Origin of the sequence: Streptomyces sp. NPDC008001, from assembly GCF_042958085.1 — a bacterium.
In the GTDB taxonomy this organism is placed as follows: domain Bacteria; phylum Actinomycetota; class Actinomycetes; order Streptomycetales; family Streptomycetaceae; genus Streptomyces.
In genome coordinates this window covers 154,348-181,161 of sequence record NZ_JBIBIZ010000011.1, presented here as the reverse complement: position 1 = coordinate 181,161, position 26,814 = coordinate 154,348, and the positions used below count along the sequence as shown (strand labels likewise).

General features: G+C 71.8%; 23 protein-coding genes. 14 read left to right on the top strand and 9 right to left on the bottom strand.

Annotated features, from left to right (window positions below; genetic code table 11):
- Positions 1 to 21: 21 nt before the first annotated feature.
- Positions 22 to 1,677: a VWA domain-containing protein gene (locus ACFZCD_RS29060; RefSeq protein ID WP_391835932.1), complete on the top strand. Its 1,656-nt coding sequence runs from the start codon at positions 22 to 24 to the stop codon at positions 1,675 to 1,677.
- The gene (locus tag ACFZCD_RS29055) at positions 1,674 to 4,034 is read left to right on the top strand and encodes an extracellular solute-binding protein (protein WP_391835930.1); all 2,361 of its coding nucleotides are present in this window, start codon (positions 1,674 to 1,676) and stop codon (positions 4,032 to 4,034) included. Before ACFZCD_RS29060 ends, ACFZCD_RS29055 begins: the two co-directional genes overlap by 4 nt.
- A gap of 21 nt (positions 4,035 to 4,055) precedes the next feature.
- Here ACFZCD_RS29055 and ACFZCD_RS29050 read toward each other — a convergent pair whose 3' ends face one another.
- Positions 4,056 to 6,005, bottom strand: coding sequence for an MFS transporter (locus ACFZCD_RS29050; RefSeq protein ID WP_391835928.1), 1,950 nt, complete (start codon positions 6,003 to 6,005; stop codon positions 4,056 to 4,058).
- Positions 6,006 to 6,162: 157 nt separating this feature from the next.
- Entirely contained in the window at positions 6,163 to 8,877 is a 2,715-nt protein-coding gene (locus ACFZCD_RS29045; protein WP_391835926.1) for a D-alanyl-D-alanine carboxypeptidase, read from the bottom strand.
- 263 nt (positions 8,878 to 9,140) lie between these two features.
- Here ACFZCD_RS29045 and ACFZCD_RS29040 point away from each other — a divergent pair, with 263 nt between their 5' ends.
- From ACFZCD_RS29040 to ACFZCD_RS29030, 3 genes are all read left to right on the top strand, one after another.
- Positions 9,141 to 9,923: a GPP34 family phosphoprotein gene (locus ACFZCD_RS29040; protein WP_391835924.1), complete on the top strand. Its 783-nt coding sequence runs from the start codon at positions 9,141 to 9,143 to the stop codon at positions 9,921 to 9,923.
- Positions 9,924 to 10,359: 436 nt separating this feature from the next.
- Entirely contained in the window at positions 10,360 to 11,223 is an 864-nt protein-coding gene (locus tag ACFZCD_RS29035; protein WP_391836196.1) for a helix-turn-helix domain-containing protein, read from the top strand.
- A gap of 187 nt (positions 11,224 to 11,410) precedes the next feature.
- On the top strand, positions 11,411 to 11,614 hold the full coding sequence (locus ACFZCD_RS29030; protein ID WP_302868790.1) for a DUF397 domain-containing protein: 204 nt from the start codon (positions 11,411 to 11,413) through the stop codon (positions 11,612 to 11,614).
- A gap of 104 nt (positions 11,615 to 11,718) precedes the next feature.
- Here the strand turns inward: ACFZCD_RS29030 and ACFZCD_RS29025 are convergent, their stop codons facing one another.
- The 4 genes from ACFZCD_RS29025 to ACFZCD_RS29010 form a co-directional block, all read right to left on the bottom strand.
- Entirely contained in the window at positions 11,719 to 12,840 is a 1,122-nt protein-coding gene (locus ACFZCD_RS29025; protein WP_391835922.1) for an ADP-ribosylglycohydrolase family protein, read from the bottom strand.
- Positions 12,841 to 12,912: 72 nt separating this feature from the next.
- A complete protein-coding gene (locus tag ACFZCD_RS29020; RefSeq protein WP_391835920.1) occupies positions 12,913 to 14,115 on the bottom strand; it encodes a hypothetical protein in 1,203 nt (400 codons plus the stop codon).
- A 113-nt stretch (positions 14,116 to 14,228) separates the two neighbouring features.
- Positions 14,229 to 16,823: a bifunctional FO biosynthesis protein CofGH gene (locus tag ACFZCD_RS29015; RefSeq protein WP_391835918.1), complete on the bottom strand. Its 2,595-nt coding sequence runs from the start codon at positions 16,821 to 16,823 to the stop codon at positions 14,229 to 14,231.
- A gap of 198 nt (positions 16,824 to 17,021) precedes the next feature.
- Positions 17,022 to 17,882 (bottom strand): TIGR03619 family F420-dependent LLM class oxidoreductase, encoded by an 861-nt coding sequence (locus ACFZCD_RS29010; protein ID WP_391835916.1) that lies wholly within the window; start codon positions 17,880 to 17,882, stop codon positions 17,022 to 17,024.
- A gap of 316 nt (positions 17,883 to 18,198) precedes the next feature.
- On the opposite strand from ACFZCD_RS29010, the gene ACFZCD_RS29005 reads away from it, so the two are divergent.
- Both ACFZCD_RS29005 and ACFZCD_RS29000 read left to right on the top strand, forming a co-directional pair.
- Positions 18,199 to 19,731 carry a CehA/McbA family metallohydrolase gene (locus ACFZCD_RS29005; protein ID WP_391835914.1) on the top strand — a complete coding sequence of 511 codons (1,533 nt, stop codon included), beginning with the start codon at positions 18,199 to 18,201 and terminating at the stop codon, positions 19,729 to 19,731.
- Between the two features lie 84 nt (positions 19,732 to 19,815).
- Entirely contained in the window at positions 19,816 to 20,373 is a 558-nt protein-coding gene (locus ACFZCD_RS29000; RefSeq protein WP_391835912.1) for an RDD family protein, read from the top strand.
- Between the two features lie 76 nt (positions 20,374 to 20,449).
- Here ACFZCD_RS29000 and nadE read toward each other — a convergent pair whose 3' ends face one another.
- The 3 genes from nadE to ACFZCD_RS28985 are packed head-to-tail and all read right to left on the bottom strand — an operon-like array spanning position 20,450 to position 21,929.
- Positions 20,450 to 21,283, bottom strand: coding sequence for an ammonia-dependent NAD(+) synthetase (nadE, locus tag ACFZCD_RS28995; protein ID WP_391835910.1), 834 nt, complete (start codon positions 21,281 to 21,283; stop codon positions 20,450 to 20,452).
- Positions 21,284 to 21,330: 47 nt separating this feature from the next.
- The gene (locus tag ACFZCD_RS28990; protein WP_391835908.1) at positions 21,331 to 21,582 is read right to left on the bottom strand and encodes a hypothetical protein; all 252 of its coding nucleotides are present in this window, start codon (positions 21,580 to 21,582) and stop codon (positions 21,331 to 21,333) included.
- On the bottom strand, positions 21,579 to 21,929 hold the full coding sequence (locus ACFZCD_RS28985; RefSeq protein WP_391835906.1) for a DUF6415 family natural product biosynthesis protein: 351 nt from the start codon (positions 21,927 to 21,929) through the stop codon (positions 21,579 to 21,581). The genes ACFZCD_RS28990 and ACFZCD_RS28985 overlap by 4 nt, the downstream gene beginning before the upstream one ends.
- Positions 21,930 to 22,210: 281 nt before the next feature.
- On the opposite strand from ACFZCD_RS28985, the gene ACFZCD_RS28980 reads away from it, so the two are divergent.
- From ACFZCD_RS28980 to ACFZCD_RS28950, 7 genes are all read left to right on the top strand, one after another.
- The gene (locus ACFZCD_RS28980) at positions 22,211 to 23,080 is read left to right on the top strand and encodes a helix-turn-helix domain-containing protein (protein ID WP_391835904.1); all 870 of its coding nucleotides are present in this window, start codon (positions 22,211 to 22,213) and stop codon (positions 23,078 to 23,080) included.
- A gap of 22 nt (positions 23,081 to 23,102) precedes the next feature.
- Positions 23,103 to 23,300 (top strand): DUF397 domain-containing protein, encoded by a 198-nt coding sequence (locus tag ACFZCD_RS28975; protein ID WP_391835902.1) that lies wholly within the window; start codon positions 23,103 to 23,105, stop codon positions 23,298 to 23,300.
- A 519-nt stretch (positions 23,301 to 23,819) separates the two neighbouring features.
- Positions 23,820 to 24,029, top strand: a complete 210-nt coding sequence (locus tag ACFZCD_RS28970; protein WP_391835900.1) for a hypothetical protein — start codon at positions 23,820 to 23,822, stop codon at positions 24,027 to 24,029.
- Entirely contained in the window at positions 24,013 to 24,522 is a 510-nt protein-coding gene (locus ACFZCD_RS28965) for a DUF6879 family protein (RefSeq protein WP_391835898.1), read from the top strand. Before ACFZCD_RS28970 ends, ACFZCD_RS28965 begins: the two co-directional genes overlap by 17 nt.
- Before the next feature lie 14 nt (positions 24,523 to 24,536).
- Positions 24,537 to 25,355: a helix-turn-helix domain-containing protein gene (locus ACFZCD_RS28960; RefSeq protein ID WP_391835896.1), complete on the top strand. Its 819-nt coding sequence runs from the start codon at positions 24,537 to 24,539 to the stop codon at positions 25,353 to 25,355.
- Positions 25,356 to 25,410: 55 nt separating this feature from the next.
- Positions 25,411 to 25,644 (top strand): DUF397 domain-containing protein, encoded by a 234-nt coding sequence (locus tag ACFZCD_RS28955; protein ID WP_391835894.1) that lies wholly within the window; start codon positions 25,411 to 25,413, stop codon positions 25,642 to 25,644.
- Positions 25,645 to 25,702: 58 nt separating this feature from the next.
- Positions 25,703 to 26,113 carry a hypothetical protein gene (locus tag ACFZCD_RS28950; RefSeq protein ID WP_391835892.1) on the top strand — a complete coding sequence of 137 codons (411 nt, stop codon included), beginning with the start codon at positions 25,703 to 25,705 and terminating at the stop codon, positions 26,111 to 26,113.
- Positions 26,114 to 26,814: the final 701 nt, after the last annotated feature.

The window sequence follows — 26,814 nt, the reverse complement described above, 5'->3', positions numbered from 1 at the left end:
CCGCAGCAATGGACGCAGGCAATGAACCGAGATGACCGGGCCGCCCCGGAAGACCGCGCGCCCACGGCGGCCCTGCCCGCCCTGACCGCCCAGCTGGGCCAGAACAAGTACGTGCCGGCGGGCTCCGGCACCGTACCGGCCCACGCCGTCCTCACCGTCGAGGGACACGGCCTGGCCGGGCTCACCACCCACGCCTCCTCCGCCGAGGTCGTCGTCATCGACTGCTCCGGCTCCATGAGCTGGCCCAGCACGAAGATCGCGGCGGCCCGGAAGGCGGCGGCCGCCGCCATCGGCGTCCTGCGCGACGGCACCCGCTTCGCCCTCGTCGAAGGCACCGACAAGGCCCGCGTCGTCTACCCGGCGACCGGCCGGATGGCCGTCGCCGGCCCCGACACCCGCGCCGACGCCGCCCGCACCGCGCACACCCTCGTCGCCGCGGGCGGCACCGCCATCGCCTCCTGGCTCGCCTGCGCCCGCGACCTCCTCACCGCCGACGGTCAGGACCACCCCATCCGGCACGCCCTCCTCCTGACCGACGGCAGGAACGAGCACGACCGGCCGGGAGAGCTGGAGCGCGTCCTCGACGGCTGCGCCGGGAAGTTCACCTGCGACGCGCGCGGCATCGGCGACCAGTGGGCCGCCACGGAGCTGCGGGAGATCGCCGGCCGGCTGCACGGCATGGCGGACGCCGTCGAGCACGACTCCGACCTGGAGGCGGAGTTCCGGCGGATGATGAAGAACGCCATGGACAAGTCGCTGCCCGGCATACGGATCCGCGTCCGGCTGCGCGTCGGCAGCGAGATCCGCTTCTTCAAACAGGTCTTCCCCAGCGAGCTGGACCTCACGCCGGAGGGCGTGCGGACCGGGGAGCGCACCTGGGAGTTCCCGACCGGCGCGTGGGGCGACGAGTCCCGCGACTACCACCTGTGCGTCACCGCCGACCCCGACGGCGACCCGAGGGGCGAGGACATGCAGCTGGCCTCGGTGTCCCTGGTGGCCGAGGGCCTCGGCGACCACCCCGCCGAGCCGGTCGTCGCCCTGCCCAGGCCCGTCCCCCTGCTCGTCCACTGGACCGACGACCTCGTCCTGTCCACGCGCATCGACCCCCTCGTCGCCCGCTACGGCGGCTACGCCGACCTGGGCCGGGCCGTCAACGCCGGCTGCGAGGCCTTCGAGAACGGCCGCCCCGGGGTCGCGGAGGAGGAGTGGGGCCGGGCGGTGCGGCTCGCCCACGACCTCGGCGACGAGAAGATGCTGCGCCGGCTGAAGCGGCTGGTGGAGGTGGAGGACGCCCGCGAAGGGCGGGTCCGGCTGCGCGACGAGATCACCGCGGGGGACCTCAACTCGGCGTGGGTGGTGTCCAACCACAGCACCCGGACCCGGCGCTCCAAGGCGGCGCCGCGGCACGAGCCCCGCCCGCCGCGCGAGCCCGCCCCGCCGCCTCCCCTGCCGGGGCAGCGGAAGAGCCACCGCGCGGAGACCGCCGCCCGGCCCGACGTGCGCTGCCCCGCCTGCCACCGCGTCTCCCCCGGGACGGCGAGAGTGTGCCCGCAGTGCCGCAGCCCGCTCCCGGCGGCCGGAGCCCCGGCCCCCGGGCAGCACGGGAACCACGCGCCCCGCGAACAGCGCGAGCAGCACGAACGACCGGGGCAGGAGCCACCGGAGCCGGCGGCATGACCGCCCCCGCGTCCACCACGACACCCCCGCCCGGCCCCGCCGGCCCGACCGGCACCGGCCCCTGGCGCGGCACCCGCCCCTGGCTCATACGCCGCATGGCCGTGCTCCTGACCGCCACCGCCCTGGCCTGCGGAGCGCTCCTCACCGCCTACTACGGGGTGAGCCGGGGCGCGGCCGAGGTGCCCGACCGGACCGTCCCGGCGATGGGCTACGTCAGCGCGACCCAGCAGGCCCTGCAGGAGTCGCTGACGGCCGCGAGGACCGCCCTGCGCAACCGCGGCGGGACGGTGGCCGCCGCGGAGGGCGCGGGCGAGGACTACAGCGCGAAGATCAACGCCGCCTCGCGGACCCTGGAGAAGGCGGCCGAGACCACCGTCGCCGACGCCCCGGGACCCAGCCTCCTGGACACCGTCGCCGGCCAGATCTCCTCGTACGACTACCTCATCGGGCAGGCCGCCCGCAGCCAGGCCGACGAGCAGCTCCGCGACACGTACTTGCGGTACGCGGACCGCACTCTGAACCGCAGCGAGAGCGGCGTCCTCGCCCGGCTCCAGAAGGTCCAGGCCCTCCAGGCGGCCGAGCTCGGCAGGCAGACGTCGTTCGGCCGGCTGCTGAAGCTGGCCTGGGGCGCGGCCGTCCTGCTGTGGGCCGCGCTGCTCCGGCTGCTCGTCGACACCCAGCTCTTCCTCCGCCGCCGCTTCCGGCGCCGTTTCAACGGCCCCCTCGTGGCGGCCACCGCGCTGGCGGGTGCGCTCGTGCCGCTGCTCCTGCCCGCCGCCGTGCGGCTCCAGGACGACCTCCGTCACGCCCGTGACGCCGCCGTGCGGCTCCAGGACGACCTCGGACCCGCCCGTGACCCCGCCCGGGGCCCGGCCGTCCCGGGCCGCGTCACCGAAGCCGTGCGCGACCGCATGGCGGACACGCACTGGCTGACCACCGTCCCCGCCGGGATCTTCCTGGCGGCGGTCGTCATCGCCGCGCTGGTCGTCATCGGGTTCCAGCCCCGCATCGAGGAGTACCGCTTCACGCGGATCCCGCAGAACCCCGGCCGGCGGATCCGCTCCTTCGAGACGGCGACGGTCCTGCTCGTCCTGTGGCTGGTCCTGCTCTCCACCGTCGGCGCCGGCGACACCATGCGCCCCGAGTACCAGGGCCGGATCAGCGTCCTGGCCTCCTGGACCGATGCCGAAGAGGCCCGGTTCCGGGCGGTGCTGGCCGCCTACATGGCGGAGTACCACGTCAAGGTCGACTACCAGGGCACGACGGCCCTGCGCGAAGTGCTGCTCTCCCGGCTGGACGCGGGCAACCCGCCGGACGTCGCGATCCTGCCCAGCCTCGGCGAGGTCCGCTCGTACGTCGCCTCGAAGACCCCGCCGCGCGAGCTCACCCCCGTCCTCAAGGGGACCCTCGGCAAGTACGGCCCGCTGTGGGCCCCCAGGTTCGGCGACAAGGGCGACGAGGTCTACGCCGTCGCCGTCAAGGCCGACCTCAAGAGCATCGTCTGGTACGACCCCGCCCGCGGCCGGGCTCCCAGCGCCCTCGCGGCCCGCGGCGGCGGCCAGTGGTGCGCGGGCATGGGCGGGGACGCCACGTCCGGCTGGCCGGGCACCGACTGGATCGAGGACATCCTGCTGCAGCAGAACGGCACCGAGGCGTACGAGCGGTGGGCCCGGGGCGAGCTGCCGTGGTCGGAGGGCGCGGTGCCCAGGGCCTGGGAGGCGTTCGGGGCCGTCTTCACCAGGGAACCGGCCGCCGCCGCCCTGAAGGACGACTTCGGGCAGGAGATCTTCACCTCGGATCAGTGCACCCTGCAGCACCAGGCCTCGTTCATCCGCGACGCCCGCTACACCGGGCGCGCCGCCTTCGCGCCCACGCGCGAGGTGCTCCCCGGCATCGCCCGCGGACCCGCCGCCTCCGAGGTGTCCGCGGACTTCGCCACGCTGTTCGCGAAGAAGGGCGGACGGGCCGGGGCGGCCGAGGCGCTGATGCGGTTCCTCACCACGAAGGAGGCGCAGAAGGTGTGGGCGGGCGCCGTGCCCCCCGAGGAGAAGGACCGCAAGATCACCACGAACCCCGGGCGGCCGTTCTTCGTCACGGCCGACGCGCCCCGCCCCGATCCCCGCACCGAGCGGGTGAACGCCGCCATCAACGCGGCGCTCGACAGCCGGCAGCCCAAGTGCCTGGACGCCTCCGACGTGATGCCGCTCCGCATGCGGTTCGCCTTCCAGCACGGGGTGCTGGACTACCTCAGCGACCCCGGCCCGGAGAAGCAGCGGCAGGTGCTCGCCTACCTGGAGAGCGTGCGGAAGGAGCTGGGGAACGCCCCGCGGGCCTCCTCGCCCCGCGTCTGCGCGTGACCCGCGCCGCCGGGCCGGGCGCTACCTCGCCAGGTCGTCCGGGCAGCCCGTGCCGCGCGGCAGCTTGTAGCGCGCCACGATGTGGTACGTGCCGGCCTTCGGGGCGTGCAGCAGCGTCCAGTCGTCCTCCGGCCGGTCCTCCCGGGCCTCCTGGACCTCCTTGGACAGGCAGCCGTTGAGGTTGACCGGCGGCTCGCCGCGCGGCCCCGCCTTCGGCGGCTGGACGTCCTTGCCGTCCTTGTCGACCAGGCCCAGCCACGGGGAGTACGGGATGCGGATGAGGACCGGGCCCGGCTTGTTCACGGTGACGGTGAGGCCCTCGGCGTCCGTGCGCTCCACGACCGCCGGGGGGTCGGCGAGCGGCGTCGGCGACTCGACCTCGTACAGCCGCCAGTTGTCGTCGGACCACACCTCGCGCAGGTACGGCTGGCCCTTGGCGACGAGCTTGGCCTCGTCGACGGCCGCGGGGTCCGGCTCGCCGGTGGGCAGCACGACGTAGTGCACGGCCCAGCGGTCGAGCCAGGCCCGGTAGCTGGAGGAATTGAGGAGACCGGGCTCGTAGAAGAGCGGGTTGCGCTCACGGTCGGCCTGCCGGTTCCAGCCGCGGGCGAGGTTCACGTACGGGGTGAGGGCCGAGGACTCGCGGTGGCTGCGCGCGGGCACGACCTCCACGCGGCCGCGCGCGGCGTCGGCCTGCTGCAGCCGGTGCACCAGCGGCGCGAGCTCGCGCGCCCAGGCCGCGGCGGGCGTGGTGTGCTGGATGTCGCCGATGGAGACGGCGAGCTGCCAGATCGTGCAGGTGGCGAGGGCGGCGACGAGCGCCGTCCAGCGCAGGCCGCTCTTCAGCAGCTCGGCCGGGCGCGGCACCTTCAGCTCCGGCAGGGCCGCGACCAGCACCGTCCCGCCGAAGATCATGCCGAGCCGGGAGATGTTGGTGCCGATCTGGGAGGGGATCAGCCAGACCAGCAGGACGGCCAGGATGTAGAGCGCCGAGGCCATCCGGACCGTGCGCCACTCCTTGGGGACGAACAGCACCCCGAAGAGCCCGCTGAGCAGCGGCAGGATCGTGGACGGGAAGAACATCGGCTGCTGGCCCGAGAACGGGAACATCCACGCCGAGACGGCCACCACCACGGCCGGGGCGACACCCAGCGCGTACGCCGCCGGGCGGCGCTTGCCGAGCCACAGGGCGGCCGCGACGAAGCCCACGTACAGGCCGGCGACCGGGCTCGACGCCGTCGCCAGCGCGGCCGCCAGCGCGGCCAGGCCCGCGCGGCCCCAGCGGTACTTGCCCTCCGAGCGCCAGCGCATCGGCCACGCGAAGATCACGGCGACGGCCGCCAGGCCGAACATCGTGCCGAGCCCGAAGGTGACCCGGCCCGAGATCGCGTTGCAGGTCAGCGCGAGGGTGCCGTACAGGGCGGGCACGAGCGGCCGGCGGACGACCCTGCTGCGCACGAGCAGCAGGGCGATCAGCCCGGCGGAGAGCGTGCCCGCGATCATCATCGTGGTGCGGACGCCGATGCTGGCCATCAGGTACGGCGAGATCACGCTGTACGAGACGGGGTGCATGCCGCCGTACCAGGCGAGGTTGTACGCCGAGTCGGGGTGCTGGCCGGCGAACTCCGCCCAGGCGTCCTGGGCGGCCAGATCGCCGCCGCTGTTCGCGAAGAGCCACACCCAGAGCAGGTGCAGCACCGCCGCGACGGCCAGGGTGGTCAGCACGGGGCGGCCGGCCAGGGCACGGCCGGCGCGGGTCAGCCGCTCACGGGGGGACGGAGGCGTCCGGGGCCCGCTGGGGGTGCTTCCGGCGGATCCGGCCGATCCGGTGGGTTCGATGGATCCGGTGGATCCGGCGGGTTCGCCGGATGGGGAGGGGGCCGGTGATGCTGCTGCGGATGCGGTCGCCCGCCCGGCCTGCTTACCCGGCTCGTCCGGCTTGCCGGCCCGTGCCGGGCCCACGGTGGTCACTGCGGCTCTCCCCGTCTTCCCCCGAAGTCTTCCCCCATCTTCACGCTGTCCCGGACTTGCGGGTAGGCGCACGGCGCGGGGCCGTGCCGGACGTTCGCGACGCTAGCACGCCGCGGCGGCCCGGCAGGCTCGGTGCCTGCCGGGCCGCCCGCTCGCGTCAGCCGAGGCGGGTGAGCTTCGAACCGAAGCCCGGCTCGGCCAGTGCCGACTTCAGCGCCACCGGCACCCGGACCTGGCCGGGGCCGCTGCCGACGGTCAGCATGCCGACCTCGGCGCCGGGCTTCGCCGTGTGCGGCAGCTTGTGGCCGCCGTCGTTGAGCGCCAGGCCGACCGTCAGGCCGGACCAGCCGACGGCGGTGACGTCCTTGGTCGCCACGACCGGGGTACGGCCGCCGAGGCCGTCGTCCACGGCGCCCACGACGTCGCCCTTCTTGACGACCGTCTTCGCCTCCAGCGCCTTCTTGGCGGACTCGATCGCGTCCTTCGTCGCGGCGACCACCGAGTCGATGATCGGCGTCTTGTGCTGGGCCACCACGGCGCCGATGATCAGCTGCGTCGTGCCGCCGATCTTCTTCTCCGCGGCGAACAGCAGGTTGCCGCCGGCCGCGGTGGTCGTGCCCGTCTTGATGCCGATGCCGTACAGCGGAACGATCGGGTTGAAGTTCTTCTGCTTCTCGTTGTTGCTGTCGATGTACTCCGTCAGCCCCGAGATCTCCTTGAAGACCGGGTCGGCCATGGCCTTCTTACCCAGCTTGACCAGGTCCTTCGCGGTGCTCTTCGTCGTCGCGTCGAAGCCGCTGGGGTCGGTGAACGTGGTGTTCACCATGCCGAGGTCCTTGGCGGTGTCGTTCATCTTCTTGACGAACGCCTCCTCGGAACCGGCGTCCCAGCGGGCCAGCAGCTTGGCGATGTTGTTCGCCGACGGCAGCATCAGCGCTTCCAGCGCCTCGTACTCCGAGAGCTTCTGGCCCTCGGTCACCCGGACCAGGGACTCGCCCTCGGGCTTGCCCTTCTGGTAGTCGCTCACGGCCTTGGAGTCGACCGTCATCAGGGCGCCCTTCTTGTCGCCCTTCTGCATCGGGTGGTCGCGCAGGGTGATGTACGCGGTCATCACCTTGGTGACGCTCGCGATCGGGACGGGCTTCTCCTCGCCGTACTCGCCCAGGCTGCCGAGGCCGTCCACCTCGACGTACGCCTGGCCGGACGTCGGCCACGTCATCTGCGCCTTGTCGCCGTCGAACTTGAACGCCTTGTTCGCGGTGAGCACCAGCTTCGGCTCCGGCAGCGGGCGGAACGCCTGCACCACGCAGAAGACGATCGCCAGCAGGACCACGAGGGGCGTCCAGATCTTCACCCGGCGCAGGACCGTGCGGACGGGCGTCTCCGGCGGCGGAGGCGTGTTCGTCAGCTGCGCGAGCAGGTCCAGCGGCGCGGCGGGCTCCGCGGCCGGCTGACCGGCGGCGCCACCGGGGCCGGGGGCCTGCGGCTTCGGCGGGGCGACGCTGACCGGGATGGCCGGCTTGGCGGGGGCGGGCGCGGGCGCGGGCGCCTTGGCGGCGGGCGCGGGCGGGGCGGCCGGGGCCGCGGCCTTGGCGGCGGGCTTGGCGCCCGGCTTGCCGGGGGCGGCCGGGGCGGCGGCTCCGTCGAGCGACTTCAACGGTACGAACTGGCTGGTCCGCTCGGAGTCGGAGTCCTCGCGCGGCTCGCCCTTGGGGGCGCCGGGCTTGGCGGTGCCGGTCTTGGCAGCGCTGTCCTTGGTCGTGCCAGCCTTGACGGGGGCCTTGGCGGGCGTCTTGCGCTCAGGCACCTCGGGGGCCTTCATCAGCGCGGTCGGCTGATCATCGGCAGAGGGCTTGCCCTGGGCGGCGCTGCTCTTGGCGGGCGCCTTGCGCTCGGGCACCTCGGGAGCCTTCATCAGCGCGGTCGGCTGATCGTCGGCAGAGGGCTTGCCCTTGGCCGCGTCCTCGGCGTCGCCCTTGTCCTTGGCGTCGCCGGCCGGGCTGCCCGCCTTGGGGCGGATCGCACCGAAGACGGCGGTGGCCTGGTCGACGGGCGCGGAGGGCTTGTCCTTGCCGGAACCGGACGCAGAACCGGAGGCGGAACCGGCGTCCTCGCCGGCGTCACCGGACGGGGCGTCGGCCTTCGGCTTCACCGTACGGAAAACGGCCGTGGCCCGGTCGGCGGGAACGGCCTTGTCCCCGTCCTTGCCGGAGGCGGCGTCCTCGCCGGAAACAGGAGCCTTGCCGCTGCCATTGCCGCTGCTGCTGCCGTTGCTGCTGCCGTTGCCGTTGCCGGAAGAGGAACCATTCACCGGCCGGTTCGCGGAAGCGGGCTTCGCGGTGGAGCCGGACCCGGCCTCCTTGCCGCCGTCACCGGACGGGGCGCCGGCCTTCGGCTTCACCGTACGGAAAACGGCCGTGGCCCGGTCGGCGGGAACGGCCTTGCTCCCGTCCTTGCCGGAAGCGGCGTCCTCGCCGGCGTCACCGGACGCACCGGACTCACCCGGCTCCTCGTCCTCGTCCGTTCCGGCCACCCAGGCCGCCACCGCGGCCTTCAGCCGGGCGTCACCGCCGGGCACCCGGCCCGGACCCTTGCTCTCACCCTTGCCGTCGCCGTCGCCGTTGCCCTCGCCATCGGCGTTGCCGTCAGGCGCCGCCTTTGCGATCGCATCGGCCTCGCCGGGCGCCGCGGACACTTCCTCACGGCCGCCTTCGGCGGCATCCGCGGCATCCGCGCTCTCGGGCGCGTCAGCTTTCCCGGACGGCTTTCCGTTGGTTTCCCGGAAAACCCCGAGTCGCGGGTCGTGCTCGCCGCGCGTCGTCTCCCCCGACGACTTCCGCTGCTCCGACTTGCCGGGGGACTCGCCCGCCACCGATGCCTCCTCGAATTCCCAACGCGATACGCCACCGCGGGGTGCACCGCACCCCGCAGGCCGAACCTTCTCAAACGCTTACCAGTGTCCTGTGTCGCAGCCCCGCCACCGCGCAACCGCACCGCCAGAAGGGATCGACCGGGCCCACCGTCGTGCTAGACGAGACGACATACCTACCGGTTCCCACCCGAAGCCACCACGCACTCTCGACAGACCAATGTGAGAGGGGTCACCCTGTCAGTCATCCACGCGGGGAGGCATGGATGGGCAGGAGCCGCAGAACAATTCCGGAGGAGCTTCTGCTGCTCGCTTTGGACCCGGCCACGGGAACCACGGCGCAGCCGCAGTCGCTCGACCTGGGTCTCGCCGGGGCGCAGCTAGTGGAGCTGGCTCTGGCTGGACGGATAGCCCCAGACGGGGATCGTATCGCCGTGGTGATGCCGCGGCCGACCGGAGATCCGACGCTGGACACCGCGCTCGAACTGCTGCGCCGCCGCGGCAGTCCAGTCCGCGCCGTCCACTGGATCGGCGGGCCCCGGCTGGGGTTACGCCAGACGTATCTCACGCACCTGGAGCGGTGCGGCATGGTGCATGCCGTGGCGGGCCAGATGTGCGGGGTGCTGCCGACGACGCGCTACCAGGCGACGGACACCGCGATCAGCCGGGAGATCAGGGCCCGGCTGGACAGTGCGATCCGCACCGGCGTCCCGCCGGACCCGCGGACCGCGGCGCTCGCCGCCCTGGCCCACGCGGTGGGTCTCGGCAAGCACCTCTACCCCGGCAACGAGGGGCGGTCGTCCCGCTCGCGGCTGCGGGATCTGATCAGGCACGACCCGATGGGCGGCCTCGTGGCGCACGCCGTGATGGACGTGCAGAACGGCGTCGGGGCGCAGCCCCGGCGGGCCCAGGCGGCGGCCGGTTCCGGCGCGGCCGGGCACGGCGGCGGGTCCGGGCGGCGGACGTCCGTCCGCGGCGGTGCGGCGGTCGCTCGGCAGGAGCCCCAGGGGGCAGCCGTGATGGCCCGGGCAGGCGCCGCCGCCTCGTAGGACCGCGGCCGGGCCGCATCAGGGCCGCGACAGGCCCGCCGGGGCCCGCAGCGCCTCACGGGCCGCGGAGAACAGCGCGACGCACGACAGCACGTGTTTCATCACTCCTCGGCACCACTGCACCACCGCACCGCTGCACCACCACCGCATCACCTTCGCACCACCCCCAGTGCTCGACCGACCGCAGCGCAGTCCTCCGGCCCGGTCCGGGAGCCGCATCATCGCGCGGGGTGGCGGGCCGGCCGCCCGGGACGGCGGTCCGGTCCGCCACCCCGCGTACACATGCACGGGATGATGCACGGCCCGTCGCGGCCGGCCCCGGCAAACCGTTCACCGCAGGCGGACTCTGTGTGGCATTTTCCAGCGCCGCCCCGGCATGTGGTGGCAGGCTGCGAGGTCAGGAGACAGCAGCATGACGGAGCCGGAGGTGCGTCCCGTGGCGTCCAGTGTCAATCCCACCGTTAGGCGGCGCCGCTTGGGGCAGGAGCTGCGCAAGCTCCGCGAGCTCAAGGGCATGACCGCCGAGGAGGTCGCCGAGCGGCTACTCGTCTCGCAGTCGAAGATCAGCCGGTTGGAGAACGGCCGCCGCAGCATCAGCCAGCGCGACGTGCGCGATCTCTGCGGGGTGTACGGGGTCGAGGACCACCGCATTGTCGATTCGCTGATGCAGATGGCCAAGGAGTCGCGCCAGCAGGGCTGGTGGCACGCGTTCGGCGACATTCCCTACAGCGTCTACATCGGCCTGGAGACGGACGCGGCCTCACTGCGCGTGTACGAGGCGTCCCTCGTACCGGGTCTGCTCCAGACGCCCAATTACGCGAGCGCCGTGACGGAGGGCTCCTGGCCCGAGGCGACGGCCGCCGATATCGAGCGCCGCGTGCAGGTGCGGATGCGCAGGCAGGAACGGATCACCGATCCGGAGAATCCGCTGCGGCTTTGGGCCGTCATCGACGAGTCGGCGCTGCGCCGGATCGTGGGCAACCGCGAGATCATGGCGGAACAGATGCGGCAGCTCGTGCAGTTCAGTCTGGAACCGCACATCACGGTGCAGGTGCTGCCCTATGACGTGGGTGCGCATCCGGGCATGTACGGAAAGTTCTCCATCCTCGAGTTCAACGACCCGCAGGACGCGAGCACGGTCTATCTGGAGGGGATCACCAGCGATCTCTACCTGGAGAAGCCGAACGACGTGCAGATCTACAGCGTCATGTATGAGCATTTGCGAATGCAGGCCCTCAACGCGGAGCACTCCCGGCAGTTCATCGACCGGATCGCGGAGGAGTGGACCGCGGAGGTCTGACGCGGCGCCGCACGGTACACCCTCCGCCCGTCAACCGTGAAGGGCGTTCCCGAATATGCCATCCGGTCGAGTGAATGGGCCATTCGTCAGCTGATGTTGGCGCGTAACGTCGGTCGCACCTCGGGAAACCGGCTTCCGACCGGCGTTTCTGATCAAGGCACATACTCACCAAGGCATGGGAGCAATCATGGCCATCCAGCAGGGAAACACCACGTGGCGCAAGTCCTCGTACTCGCTCGCCAACGGCGACTGCGTGGAGGTCGCCTCCCCCCTCCCCCAGTCCATCGCGGTCCGTGACTCCAAGGACCCTCAGGGGCCGATTCTCGGTTTCGCGCCGGCCGCCTGGTCCGCGTTTGTGACGACCGTTTCCCGTCGCGCATACGACTTCTGACAAGTCCCGCCGATACGACGTCACCACCCTTCACAGGCAGAACCGCACAGAACCCCCTCGACCGGACCGTCGTCCCGGCCGAGGGGGTTCTGCCGTGCCTGCCGTCACATCTGCGGGTAGCGCTCCGCCCAGATCGTGGAGGTCGCTTCCGGGCCGTGCAGTTGGGAGGCCTGGGTGAGCTCCATCGCGAAGTCGTCGGCGAGTTCGGCGATCACGGCCCGTCCCTCCAGCTCGGCGAGCAGGTCGGCCGGCAGCGCGGTCTCGCCGTGCAGGGCGCCCAGCAGGTTGCCGCAGAGCGAACCGGTGGAGTCGGAGTCGCCGCTGTGGTTGACGGCGAGCAGCAGCCCGTGGCGCATGTCCTCGGCGACGAGCGCGCAGTAGACGCCCATGGCAAGGGCCTCTTCGGCCACCCAGCCCTGGCCGAGCGCTTCGAGCCGCTCCGCCGACGGCGCGCCCTGGCGTACGGCGTCGAGCGCCTGCCGGAGCGCCGCCGTGGTCTCCTCGTGGCCGGACCACTGCGCCAGCAGGCCGAGCGCCTGGTGCACGGAGCTCTCCGGCGTCCCGCCGCGGACGATGCCGTGCACGATGGCCGCGAAGGCGGCCGCCGCCAGGACGCCCGAGGGGTGGCCGTGCGTCTGGGCGGCGCACTCGGCGGCGAGCCGGAAGACCTCCGCGGGCTCCCGGTCCACCAGCAGCCCGAACGGCGCCGAGCGCATCACCGTGCCGCAGCCCTTGGACTCCGGGTTCTTCGGCGCGGCGAGGGTGCCCATCCGGTCGTCGTCCAGCCCGGACAGGCAGGCGTTGCCGGGGGCCCGCTGCGAGTAGAGCCACTCCTGGCGGCCCAGCCAGCCGAGGGCGGGGTCACGCAGGTCGGGACCCTGATGGCGCTGGGTGGCACGCCAGCGAAGGTAGGCGCGGTGCACGTCCGCCGGGGCGTCCCGGGCGGCGGTGTCGCGCCGCACCTCGGCGCGGATCTCGGCGCGGATCAGGCCGTCGACGGTGAACAGCGTCATCTGCGTGTCGTCGGTGACGGCGCCGCGCCGCCCGTAGGCCCGCACGTAGTCGCGGACGCCGGCGGGCCCGTGGGCGTCGCGGATCGCGTGGAGCGAGTGGAACTCGATGCCCGCCCCGAGCGCGTCACCGATCGCCCCGCCGAGCAGGCAGCCGCGGACGCGGGCGCGGAAGTCCTGCTGCTGCGCCCGGCTCCACAGTGCGGTGGTGGTCATGGTGTCCCGGCCCCTTCTCGTTCTCAGCCGTTGAGCGGTTTCAGCCCCGGCGGGTCTCACCGGTGAGCGGTCTCAGCCCTTGAGCGGGCGGACCGTCTTCATGATCTCGTCGATCCGCGACTCCGGCAGCGCGCCGGAGACGCCCTGGTCGGCGTACATGATCCAGCTGCTGAAGTCCCCGCTGGGAAGCTTCCAGACGATGCTCTTGACGAGGGCCGTGGGCGGCACGCACGGGCTCGGGCGGTTGAGGACCTGCACCTTGGCGGTGGCGGTCCAGCCCTCGATGCCGTTCTGCTTCCAGGGCGCGGCCTGGCTGACCTCGATCTTGGGCTTGTTGCCCAGACCGCCGTACGCGTAGACGCCCCAGTTGCCCGCCCAGTTGCGGGCGTTCTCCTGGATGCTCAGGGACTTGTCGCCGCCCGCCGTGCCGACGGTCGCGAGCTGGCCCTTGCCGGCCTCGCCGATGGCGTTGGGGTTGGCGGACGAAGCGCAGCCGCCCTCGCTGAAGTTGGCCGTGTCGCGCATCGTGATCTGCGGCTTACCGGACGCGTCGGTGTACGCCAGCATCGTGTCCTGCGGGAAGACCTTCCACTTCTCCCCCGCGCCGGGCACGGAGTACTGGAGCTTGTGCTCCTTGCTGGTCTGCGTCTGCCAGCCGGCGGGCACGGCCGGCGGGCCGCCGTCGGACGGGGCCGCGCTGTTGCCGCCCGCGTCCGGGGCGGGCTTCTGCTGGTCGCCCGCCGCGGGGGCGCCCGAGGCCTGCGAGGTGCCGCCGGCCTTGGTGTCCTTCTTGTCGCCGTCGCCGCCCTTGAGGAGGAAGAACGCGCCGCCGCCGATGACGGCGAGGGCCACGACACCGCCGATGACGGCGAGCATCGTCTTGTTCGTTCCGCCGCCGTTGCCGGACGGGGCTCCCGGGGCGGGCGCCGGAGCCGGCGCCGGAGCCGTCCAGCCGCCCGGCGGCGGGGGCGGCCCGCCGGCGGCCTGCTGCGGGTGCGGCGGCTGGACCGCGGGCTGGGCGAAGACCGTCGGCTGGGCGTGCGCGCCGCCGTTCGGCGCGGCCTGCTGCGGATGCGGCGGCGTCACCGCGGGCTGCGCGAAGGCGGTGGGCGCCGCGTGGACCCCGCCGTTCGGCGGGGCGACGGCCGGCTGGTCGACGGCAGTGGCCTCCGGCCCACCCCACGGCGCGCCGCCCTGCGGGGTGCCCTGCGGGGGCTGGGGCGGATGCGGCTGCGGCGGCTGGTGGGGCTGCTGAGGATTCTGAGGCCAAGACATGCGGGCCACCCTAGACGGCGCACCGTTGCGGACCTGTCGAGGCATCTCAACAGGTCCGCAACATCCGGGAACGTCCCGAGACCGGCCGTCCAGCCGTCCGATGGCCTAGTCGCCTAGTCGTCCAGGACCGGAAGCAGCTCCGGCAGGTGCCCGTCCGAAGCCAGCGCCGCCTCCCGCCGTTCCGCCGGCACCTCCCCGTACAGCGTCGTCCGCATCCGCGACGGCCGCCCGGCCGCCTCCGCGATGGCGGCCAGGTCGCGGATCGAGCGGTACGAGCCGTACGAGGAGCCCGCCATGCGGGAGATGGTCTCTTCCATCAGCGTCCCGCCCAGGTCGTTCGCGCCGGAGCGCAGCATCTCCGCCGCACCCTCCGCGCCCAGTTTGACCCAGCTCGTCTGGATGTTGGTGATGTGCGGGTGCAGCAGCAGCCGGGCCATGGCCGTGACCGCGCGGTTGTCCCGCATGGTCGGACCGGGCCGGGAGATGCCGGCGAGGTACACGGGCGCATTCGTGTGGATGAAGGGGAGGGTCACGAACTCCGTGAACCCGCCCGTCTCCCGCTGGATCTCGACGAGCCGCCGGAAGTGCCCGAGCCAGTGCCGCGGCTGGTCCACGTGCCCGTACATCATGGTGGACGAGGAGCGGATCCCGGCCTCGTGCGCGGTCTTCACGACCTCGATCCAGGTGGCGGCGGGCAGCTTGCCCTTGGTGAGGACCCAGCGGACCTCGTCGTCCAGGATCTCCGCCGCCGTGCCGGGGATGGTGTCCAGTCCGGCCTCCTTGGCCGCGGTCAGCCACTCCCGTACGGACAGGCCCGTCCGGGTCGCGCCGTTGACGACCTCCATCGGGGAGAAGGCGTGCACGTGCATGCCCGGCACCCGCTCCTTCACCGCCCGCGCGATGTCGAAGTAGGCCGTGCCCGGCAGGTCGGGGTGGATGCCGCCCTGCATGCACACCTCGACCGCGCCGACGTCCCACGCCTGGGCGGCCCGGTCGGCGACCTGGTCGAGGGAGAGGGTGTACGCGTCGGCGTCGGTGCGCCGCTGGGCGAAGGCGCAGAAGCGGCAGCCGGTGTAACAGACGTTGGTGAAGTTGATGTTGCGGGTGACGATGTAGGTGACGTCGTCGCCCACGACCGAGCGGCGCAGGTCGTCGGCGACGCGGCAGAGGGCGTCCAGGGCCGGCCCGTCGGCGTGCAGCAGGGCGAGCGCCTGGTCGTCGGTGAGCCGGGTGGGGTCGTCGGCGGCCTGCCGCAGCGCCTCCCGCACGTCGCCGTCGATCCGCTCGGGCACCATGCCGGGCGCGGCGGCCTCGCGCAGCGCCTCCCAGTCGCCGTAGACCTCGTCGAAGTCGTCGCGCCGGTCGGCGGTGCGGCCCTCGGTGTCGATGGTGTGGTGCAGCTCGGTGCGGCCGGAGGGGACGAAGACGTCCTCGGGCTCCTGCCAGGGGATGCCCTTGACCTCCGCGTTCTCGTCGGCCAGGCCCGTCTCGGGGTCGGCCAGCGCGCGGACGTGCGGCAGGATGCGCGGGTCCAGCCAGGGCTCGCCGCGCTGGACGAACTCCGGGTAGACGGCGAGGCGTTCCCGGAGCCGGAAGCCGGCGGCCGCCGAGCGCTCGGCGAGCTCCTCGATCTGCGGCCAGGGGCGCTCGGGGTTGACGTGGTCGGGAGTGACGGGCGAGACGCCGCCCCAGTCGTCGATGCCGGCGCCGATGAGGCGCGCGAACTCACCGGCCACCAGGTTGGGCGGAGCCTGGAGGCAGCCGGAGGGGCCCATGATGAGCCGGGCGACGGCGACGGTGGCGACCAGGTCGTCCAGGGTGGCGTCCGGCATGCGGCGCATGGCCGTGTCCGACTTGGCGCGGAAGTTCTGGATGATCAGTTCCTGGATGCCGTGGTAGGCGCGGGCGACGCGGCGCAGCGCGAACAGCGACTCGGCGCGCTCCTCGGGCGTCTCCCCGATACCGATCAGCAGCCCGCTGGTGAGGGGCACGGAGCTGCGGCCCGCGTCCTCCAGGTGGCGCAGGCGGACGGCGGGCTCCTTGTCGGGCGAGCCGTGGTGCGGCATGCCCGGCTCGCTCCACAGCCGCCGGGCCGTGGTCTCCAGCATCAGGCCCATCGACGGCGACACCGGCTTGAGGCGCTGGAAGTCCGTCCACGTCATGACGCCGGGGTTGAGGTGGGGCAGCAGCCCCGTCTCCTCCAGGATGCGGATGGAGATGGCGCGCACGTACGCGATGGTGTCGTCGTAGCCGTGCGCGTCCAGCCACTCGCGGGCCTCGGGCCAGCGGTCCTCGGGCTTGTCGCCGAGGGTGATCAGGGCTTCCTTGCAGCCGAGCTCGGCGCCGCGGCGGGCGATGGCCAGGACCTCGTCCGGGGACATGAACATGCCCTCGCCGGCGCGGCGCAGCTTGCCGGGGACGGTGGCGAAGGTGCAGTAGTGGCACTTGTCCCGGCAGAGGCGGGTGAGGGGGATGAAGACGCTCTTCGAGTAGGTGATGACGCCGGGGCGCCCGGCGGCCTCCAGTCCCGCGTCCCGCACCCGGGCGGCGGACGCGCACAGGTCGTCCAGGTCCGCGCCGCGGGCCCGGAGGAGGACGGCGGCCTCGGCGACGTCCAGGGCCACACCGTCCCGTGCGCGTTTGAGCGCGCGCCGCATGGCGTTGGCGGTCGGTGCGGGTCCCTGCGGGGGCGGCGGGGTGGAAGTCATTGTCCGAGCATACGAGCGGGTGACGGTCCGTCCGGAGGAGGGCGGGCAACGACTCGTGTGCGGATCGTCACGTGAGACGGAGGTTGCCTCCGTATGACACCCGGTCATGGCGGCGGGTTACGGGGCCGGCCGGCTCGCGGGGGGGGGGGACGTGTGATGACCGGGCCGTGCCCTCCACCGCCCACGCCCGCGCGGCGCTCAGAGGAAGTCCGCGTGCGCGTCCAGCGCCCGCAGGATCTCCGTCTCCTCCGCCGACGGCAGCCCCACCACGACCTCTTCCAGCCCCAGGTCGGCGAAGTAGGCGAGCTTCCCCGCCGAGGGGTGCACCGCGTACGGCACGACCTGCGGCTCGCCCGGCCGCCCGGCCTCCTGCCAGGCCCGGCGCAACTGCGGGATCGTCTCCTTCAGGCCGCTGCCGCCGACGGGCATCCAGCCGTCCGCGTACTCCGCGACGTGCGCGAACAGCTTCGGCCCGGCGCCTCCCCCGATCAGGGTGCGCGGGCCGACGAGGTGCGGCACGTCGGCGCCGCGCAGCCGCGGCGTCCGCAGCGGCTTCGGGTGCGCGAAGCTCGCGCCGACCGAGTCGAACTCGCCGCGATAGCCGGTCGGTTCCTCGGCCCACAGCGCCCGCATCAGCGCCATCCGGTCGCGGACCAGGGCGCGCCGGGTCTTCCACTCGACGCCGTGGTCGGCGGCCTCCTCCACGTTCCAGCCGTATCCGATGCCCAGAGTGAAGCGCCCGCCGCTGACGAAGTCGAGCGTCGCGATCTGCTTGGCGAGCACGACCGGGTCGTGCTGGGCGACCAGCAGGACGCCCGTGCCGAGCTCGATCCGCTCGGTCACGGCCGCGGCCTGCCCCAGCGCCACGAGCGGATCGAGGGCGCGCCCGTACTCGCGCGGCAGCGGGTCGCCCGTCGGCGCCGGCGTCTCCCGGCTGACCGGGATGTGCGTGTGCTGCGGCAGGTACAGCCCGGCGAAGCCCCGCTGCTCCAGCTCGCTCGCGAGCCGGACCGGGCTGATCGTCTCGTCGGTGAGGAAGACCGTGGTTGCGATCCGCATGCGGCGGCACCTCCTTGGCGTCCTGGTTCCTGATGACCTGGCCGGGGACGACCTCCCCGGAATGGGGCTCACCGTAAGCCCAAACGGGCCCGGCGGGCCCTCGGCGGGGCGGAGCGGACACGCGAATGTCGCAATCGCGGGCGTCCCCGTACCCCTGCGCGCCACCGGGGCGTACAACAGTGCCCCCGGAGGACAGTCAGGGACAGCCAGGGAGAGCAGGAATACGGCCGGGGGGGCAGCCGGGGCCAGCTGGGGCCGGCCGGAGGCCCCGCAGAGGACAGCCGGGCCCCTTCCGCGGGAGGACGCTATGAGACGGATGCACCGACGCGATCTGCTCAGGATGACGACGGCCGCCGCGGGGGCGGCGGGCGTGCTTACCCTCGATACCGTGACGTTCGCGAACGCGGAGGGACCGGCGGACGGCCGGGCCGGGCGGGAGGAGACCCGCAGGGTCTCCGGGCGGCTGCCGGCCGGAGCGCCCGACTACGTGTACCTGCCCGTGGAAGTGCCGTCCGGCGTGCGCGAGATCGCGGTCTCGTACACGTACGACAGACCGGCCGTGCCCGACGGCACCCAGGGCAACGCGTGCGACATCGGCATCTTCGACGAGCGCGGTACGGGGCTGGGCGGCGCGGGCTTCCGCGGCTGGTCCGGGGGTGCGCGGACCGAGTTCGCGATCAGCGCCGGCCGGGCCACGCCCGGCTATCTGCCCGGCCCCGTGCGGCCCGGCACCTGGCACGTCGTCCTCGGCCCGTACACCGTCGCGCCGCAGGGCCTCGCCTACGAGGTGACCGTCACGCTGCGGTACGGGGAGGCGGGCGCCACGCCGCGTCCCGTGTACCCGCCGCAGCACGCCCGGGGCCGCGGCCGCGCCTGGTACCGCGGCGACAACCACCTGCACAGCATCTACTCCGACGGCAAGCGCACGCCCGCCGAGATCGCCGCCGCGGCGCGGGCCGCCGGGCTCGACTGGATCACCACCACCGAGCACAACACAACCTCCGCGCACGGGGCGTGGGAGGGCCTGTGGGGCGACGACCTGCTGATCCTCACGGGCGAGGAGGTCACCACCCGCAACGGCCACGTCGTCGCCCTCGGCACGGACCCCGGCGTCTTCGTCGACTGGCGCTACCGCGCCCGTGACCACGCCTTCCCGCGCTTCGCCCGCGCGATCCACCGGGCGGGCGGCCTCGTCGTCCCGGCCCACCCGTACGCGACCTGCGTGGGCTGCAACTGGAAGTTCGGCTTCGAGGACGCGGACGCGGTGGAGGTGTGGAACGGCCCCTACACGCCGGACGACGAGATGGCGATCGCCGCGTGGGACGCGATGCTGGTCTCGTCGGTGCGGGACGGTGGCCGGTGGCTGCCCGCCATGGGCAACAGCGACGCCCACCGCGAACCGCAGGTGGTCGGCCTGCCCCAGACGGTGGTCCTGGCCGACGGCCTGTCTCGGCAGGCGCTGCAGGCGGGGATCCGGGCGGGCCGCAGCTGGATCGCGGAATCGTCGTCCGTGCGGCTGTCGTTCGGCGCGGTCGGCGGCGGGCGCGGCGCACACGCGGGGATCGGCGAGCGGCTGCGGGTGGCGTCCGGTGCGGAGGTGACGGTGCGGCTGGAGGTGTCGGGGGTGCCGGAGGGCTGCACGGCGTCGTTCGTGACGGATCAGGGGCGGCTCTTCACGACACCGCTGGCGAAGGCCGGAGCGGTCGAGTGGCGGACGACGCCCTCGCAAGCGGCCTACGTACGGGCGGAGGTGCGGCGCCCGGCCGCGGACGGAGGGGCGTCCGGGGTGCCGGGGCCGATGGTGGCGATGACGAACCCGGTGTTTCTGGGAGAGGAGGTGAAGGGGTGAGGAGGTGAAGGGCTGAGGAGAAACGCCCGTCTCATGACCGAGCTGAGAAGCAGTCGTCACATGGGTGGGGCAGGATGTGCGCCCGTGATCGACTACCAGCATCAGCGTCAGCACCAGCCCCAGCAGCCTCAGCAGTACCCGACCGGGCCGTACGCCTCGGGCCCTCCGCATCCGTACGGCCAGCAGCAGGCCTCTCCCTACCCGTCTCCCTATCCGCCCTCCTACCCGCAGCGTCCCGCCGTGCCCGAGGCGGTCGGTGACGAGCGCCGGATGCTCTCCGCCGCGATCGACGGGACCATCACGGTCGTCGCCGGTCTCGCGCTCGGCCTCCGGCTCGCGGAGGACAAGCCCGTCGGGGTCTTCTGGGCCTGTGTGGCCGGGTGCCTGTTCGGGGTGTCGTTCGTCCATCACGTGCTGGGGCCCGTGATCTTCCGGACGACCGTGGGCAAGTTCCTGCTCATGACGCGCGTGGTGCGCGAGGCCGACGGCGGGCGGCCGCGCTTCTGGCAGACCGTGGGACGCTGGCTGCTGGGTCTGACCTGGCTGCCGATGCAGCCCATATGGGGGCTGATCGGCTCGGACGGCGACCCGTATGAGGACGGGTTCGGGCTGCGGTACGTCCGCAGCAGGGACCTGCGCTGACCGGCCGGGCCGGGCCGGTCAGCGGCCCAAGGGCTGGGAAACGGCCCGGGGCCGGGAAACGGCCCAAGGGCCGGGCTCAGGGGGCGATCGGCAGCTGCCGCTTGTGCTCGGTGAGCCGGTAGCGGCGGACGATGGTCCCGTGGGCGGCCTCCCCGACCGGCTTGCCCTCCAGGAAGTCGTCGATGTCGTCGTAGGTGACGCCGAGCGCGTCCTCGTCGGCCTTGCCCGGGTCCAGGTTCTCCAGGTCGGCGGTCGGGGTCTTCCAGACCAGCCCGGCCGGTGCGCCCAGGGCCTCTGCGACGCCCCGCACGCGCCGCTTGGTCAGGCCGGTGAGCGGGACCACGTCGGCGGCGCCGTCGCCGAACTTGGTGAAGAAGCCGGAGACCGCCTCGGCCGCGTGGTCGGTGCCCACGACCAGCCCGTCGTGCGCGCCCGCCACCGCGTACTGGGCGATCATGCGCTGCCGGGCCTTGATGTTGCCGAGCACGAAGTCCTGGTGGTGCGCGTCACGGAAGACCGTCCCGCCGGCCAGAGCCGCGGCCAGCGCGGCGTCACTGGCGGGCTTCACGTCGACGGTCAGGACCCGGTCGGCCCGGATGAACTCCAGCGCCAGCTGCGCGTCCTTCTCGTCGGCCTGGGTCCCGTACGGCAGCCGCATCGCGTAGAACGTCGCCTCGCGCCCGGCGGCGCGCACCCGCTCGACCGCGAGCTGGCACAGCCGCCCGGCGGTCGTGGAGTCCACGCCGCCGCTGATGCCCAGCACGAGCGAACGCAGCCCCGAGGACATCAGCTGATCAGCGAGGAAGGCCACCCGGCGCTCGATCTCCTGCTGCGCGTCGAAGGAGGCGCTCACCTGGAGCTCCCGGGCGATCTCCTGCTGCAGGGATATGGACGCCGCCAGGTCGGTCACGATTGCTCCTCGGGTGCTGTGCTCGTTCTCCTGTTCTCCGTCGAATGTTAAGCGGCCCTGCCGCAGGTGCAGCCCGGCGGGGACGAGAGCGCCGGCGGGCCGCTGGTGTGGGCGAGCGGGACCACAGTGATGCGCAGGGCGAGCCGGCGGAGGGACTCGTCCTGGACGCCGGGGTCCGCGCAGTACGCGCGGACGGCTGCGCAGGCCCGGCGGCGGCCGGGTAGAAGGAGGCGTACGGGCCAGGAGAACTGCCCGTAGAGGCACCACCACGTGCGGATGGTCCGCCAGGCCTGCCTCATGCCGTCCCCCGCTCGAAGCGGCGAAGCTCCTGAGCGGCGAGCCCGAGGCCCCGGGTGTACGTGATCGCGGACGTATAACCGTCACCCGTCCCCAGCCCGACCCGGTGCCGCGCCTCGCGCACGGCGACGAGAACGTCCTCGCGGTTGTCCCCTTCGAGCGCCTTGGTCACGTCACCGATGTAGGCCCGGAGCCGGTCTGCGATGGCGCTCACGCGGGTGGGCGCGGGGAGCCAGCGGTCCATGGCGACGGCGTCGCGAATCGTCGCGTCGATGCCGGTCGCCGCGGGCGGCGGGAGGGTGTAGGCGAGCCCTCCGCCGGTGTGGGCGGTGCGGGGGAATGGAGGCATGGGTCGGCTCCTATGCGAGCGGGTGGGGGATGCGCCGACCTGTACCGGACCGGCTCAACTACGGTCCCGCAGCGAAACGTTCACTCACAAGCTTTCCCAAAGTTCTTAGAAGAATTGGCATATGCCTAGCCCTGGGCATGGCTTGCACACCAATGGACAGGGGGTGGAAGACTGCCAACACACCTACCTCGAAGGGCAACTCGGCCTTGTCACGAACCAGCATGGGCGGGCCCTCGGGGTACAGGGGCGCGGCACGGGGTACAGCACCGGGAGGGCTCAAAGTGGCAGCACGACGCGGTCCGACGTTCCGTCGGAGGGAGCTAGGCAAAGAGCTCCGCCGCCTCCGAGAGAGGAAGGGGTACAGCACAAAGGATGCCGCCGAGGCCATCGAGAGCTCACACACCAAGATCCACAGGGTCGAGTCCGGACACAATCAGCTCCCACGCGTCCGCGACCTGGAAGACCTGCTCGATTTCTACGGCGTCAACGATCCGGACGACCGAGATCAGTTGCTTGCACTCCACCGCGACTCGCTCAGCAAGGACTGGTACAGGCCCTACCAGAACATCATGCCGTCGGGCACGACGTTGTACGTGGGCCTGGAGGCCGACGCTCACACAATGCGTGCTTGGCACTCACAGGTAGTCTTCGGCCTCCTCCAAACCGAGAACTACGCTCGCGCTCTGTTTATGAGCGCGAAGCACGTAGAGGAGAGGACAAGTGAGTTCGTTGACCAGTCCGTCGCGCTTCGCATGGCACGCAAGAACATCCTCACCTGTGACGACCCTGTAGAACTGCGCGTCATTCTGGATGAGGCCGCCCTCCGTCGGATGGTCGGCAGTCCGGACATCATGCGCGAGCAGTATCTGGAGATCGAGCGCATGGCGGCACTCGATCATGTGACAGTCCAGATCATCCCACTGGCTCGCAGCACCTTTCGGGCGACCTCCAACTTCGTTCTCCTGGAGTTCGGCTACGGCCTCGACCCCGTCGTCATGGACGAAGGATCTGCAGGCACAACGGTGTCCGACAGGAAGCGCGAGGTCTGGAAGTACGACCGAAGGTTCGACGCAATGCGCGACGGGGCACTGGCACCGGCCCAAACGGCTGAGTTTCTGCACCGACTAACAAGAGAGGTCGAAGACCATTAACGCCTACCTCAGGTCCCTCGATGTGGCCGACGAGTCAGACTGGTTCAAGTCCTCGCACAGCAACCAGGACAACGGGGGCACATGCGTATCGGTATCGGTTCTCGCCGACCACGTCGGCATACGCGACACCAAACAGCAGAACGGCCCCGCTGTCGTCACCCCTGCCGCGGCGTGGACGGCATTCATCCGTGGGGTCCAGGGCGGGCAGTGGGCGACATGAGGGCGAGTGGTGGGCGCGGGTCAAGGCAGGCTGGCAGCAGGGGGAGGGGTGGGGGGTGCGGGTCCGGTGGCTTTTGCCTGGGGCAGGTGGGCGGTTGGCCGCCGTACTCCTGCCGTCATGCCCGCGGGAGCGTGAGGAGACCTTGCGCATAGGTGTGGGCTGAGGGGGAGCTGGCTGCTGCCGCGATGTGGCCGGGCCCGACGTGGGCGCTTCGCTCAACGCGCCGCCATTGTGGCTGGGCGGCCGCCTGCAGATGGTGGACGGGAACGGAAATCAACCGACCGGGCCGAGATGCTGGCGGGCAACGGGGCTCAACTGTCCTCTGCCGACCCGCCTGCCTTGACCCCAGCCATCGCCCCACCGGCACACCGGGCCACCGGAGGCAGCCGTCTGGAGGCGCGGCATCGGCGAAGCACCGCGGCTTCACCCTCTTTCCCGTATTGGAAAGGACTGGTTCTTGCCCTGCGTGCCAGTCCTGGGCAGCATCGGACGGGACCGCCGACCACGAAGGGGGCAGGGATGCTGCAAAAACTGTCGGGGGACCCTGACTGCAAGAACGGAACGTGCCCGACGCTGTGGCGCACGGAGGACGCCGGGGACTACGTGGTGCAGGGCTACATCCTCACCGACCCCGATCGGCTTGCCCAGCTCAACCTGCCGGAGGGAGAGACTGCTGTTCTCGTTCCCGCCGCCGTTCTGGAGGGCTACTTCGGTGCTGGCCGGGGATGAGTTCGGGCGTCTCTTCGACACGTTCGAGTCCTCGGCCTTCCGGCTGGAGACGCTGAGCGCGTACGACGTCGACGACGAGCGGGAAGAGTTCGAGGCATTTCTGGCGGGCAAGCCCATGCCGCCCGAGTGGAGTGACAACCCCTGGGTCCGGTCCATGACGGACCGGGGGAAGGCGGTCGCACGGGTGCATGTTCTTCGGTCTCCGTTGACCGACTATCTCCGCTACGAGCTCTCGGCGTACCCGGGAAATATCGCCGCCGGAGAGAACATCGGGATCATCGACCTGTCCCACCAGCATGTCCATGGGCTGCCGGACCACGACTTCTGGCTGTTCGATGATGCCGAGGTCTACCGCATGCACTACACGCCGTCCGGCAGGTTCACTGGAGCGGACAAGCTCCCGCACGAGCGACTCGGCGAATACCTGCGGTATCGAGACATTGCACAGGCCCATGCCGTGCCTTTCGCTGAATACTGGGAGCAGCGCAACTGAGCAGCCATGTCGAATTGGGTAAGGCCCTACGGGATGTCAGAACGGCAGCCGGCCGCACCGGTGAAGCCGTGGCCCGTAGGGCCTCCATGTCTGCCGGAAAGCTCTCCAAGATCGAGAACGGACGCGTCCGCCCTACGTTGCGAGACGTCGAGCTGATCCTCGCCGCGCTCGGCGTTTCCGAGGAGGCCAAGGCCGAATTCTTGGAAGCCGCACGTATGGAGGCGACGGAGGCGACGGCCTGGCGGCTGTTGCGCCGCATGGGACCGTGGAAGCACCAGCGGACCATCCAGGCCATCGAGGACCGAACGGCCACCCTTCGATTGTTTCAAGGTCAGCTGGTTCCAGGACTGCTCCAGACACCGGAATACATGGCAGCCGTCTTCGCTCTCCCGCCTGCGCTGCCGGAGGAAAGCCGGGCAAGGACGATGGCCGCGCGGCTGGAACGGCAGCGCGCCCTGTACCAGCCGGCGCGAGCGTTCCAGTTCCTGATCTGTGAACACGTGCTGAGATGGCTGATCTGTGAACCGTCCGTCATGGCCGTCCAGCTCGACCGGCTGGTCTCACTCTCCCGCCTGTCCAATGTCCGCATCGGCGTGCTGCCGCTGAACCGCCACATGCCGGACTTTCCCATGACGTGCTTCAGCCTCCACGACGACCGGCTGGTCCTGGTAGAGACGTTCCATGCGGAGTTCACGACCCGCGAGCCGAGCGACGTACGTCTCCATTCCGAAACATTTGAGCGGTTTTCTGCCGCAGCGCTCTACGGGCACGAAATGCGATCCCTGGTGGAAGGCATTCGGGAGGAGTTCTTTCGTGAACGGGAAAGAAGCTAGAACGCCCCTCGCATGCAGGCCGAAAATGGGCGCACCTCAGAAAGGAAGGTGCCCCATGAACAACCGTCTCGACCCGTACGCGATCCCTCTCGAAGGCGCCCGGTTCGTCAAGGCGTGCGGTGGCAATACGCACCCGGACGGCGAGTCGTGCGTCACCCTTGCCCGGATCGGCGAGGGGATCTGGGCGCTGGGGGACAGTAAGCGTCCGGCGGCGGAGCCGCTGAGGTTTACGACGGCGGAATTGGATGCCGCCGGTATCGATCCGCGCCGGTTCGGGCTTTCGGCCTAGCGGTGCTGGGTGGCGGCCCCGCGCGGGCGGGGCCGCCTCTCGCGCGGCGGGAGGGCCGGTGCACGTACACGGTTATCTGTGGGTGGGCGACAAGGCGGTGTTCGACAGGGAGGGAGCACGCCGACCCGGGGCCGAGGCGTTCGGGGAGTGCGAGGTGCCGCCGATGGAGACGGCCCACTGGCTTCGCAAGAGGGAGGACCTCGTGCGGGGTTCTTGGGCGATGCCGGAGGAGGCTGCGGATTGGCTCGCCGGGCAACTCTTCTTGTTCGCCCCGCGTTTCCTGTCCGCAGAGGAGGCTGATGCCGCTCAGCTGGCTCACCGTGCCGCTTCCGCTGCGGACACCCTGCGCCGTGGGGGTGACGTGTCACTGGGCTTCTACCTCGCCCGACCGCTGTTCCTGTCGCTGGCCCTGGTGACCTGCTCGCCGAACCGCGCGGCGCCGGGCGCGCCGTGTCCCGTGGGGTGTTGATGTGTTTCCGTAACGCTGCGGTCATTCCGTAGGTGGTGGAGGTCAAGACAGGCTGGCAGCAGGGGGAGGGGTGGGGGGCTTGGGTTCGGTTGCTTTTGCCTGGGGTGGGTGGGGTGTTGGCCGCCGTACTCCTGCCGTCGCGGATGCGGGTGCGTGAGGAGACCTTGCGCGTGGGTTGTGGCTGGCGGGGAGCTGGCTGCTGCCGCGATGTGTCTGGGCCCGTCGTGGGCGCTTCGCTAGGCGCGCCACCGTTGTGGCTGAGCAGGTGGGTGCGGAGGGGAGGGGGCTGGCGGCTGGTGGGCTGTTCTTGGCACGAAATCCACCGGCCGGAGGGTCATGGCGGTGGATATCGGGGCTCAACTGCCCTCTGGCGGGCTGCTCGCCCTTCTCTGCACGATAATCAACCGGCCTGAGCGTCGTAGGGGTGGATATCGGGGCCCCAACTGCTCTCTGGCCGCTTGTTCGCCCTTCTGAGCCCCACTATCAACCGGTCTGGCCCTCATGCGGGTGGATAACGGGGCTTAACTGCCCGCCGCGCACCTCAGCTGTCCCACCAGCTCCGCCCCATCCCACCAGCCCCCACTCAGGGACAGTCGCCCGCTCAGCCACGACGGTGGCGAGCTGAGCGAAGCGCCCACGACGGCAGGCACCACATCGCGGCAGCAGCCAGCTCCCCGCCAGCCACAACCCACGCGCAAGGT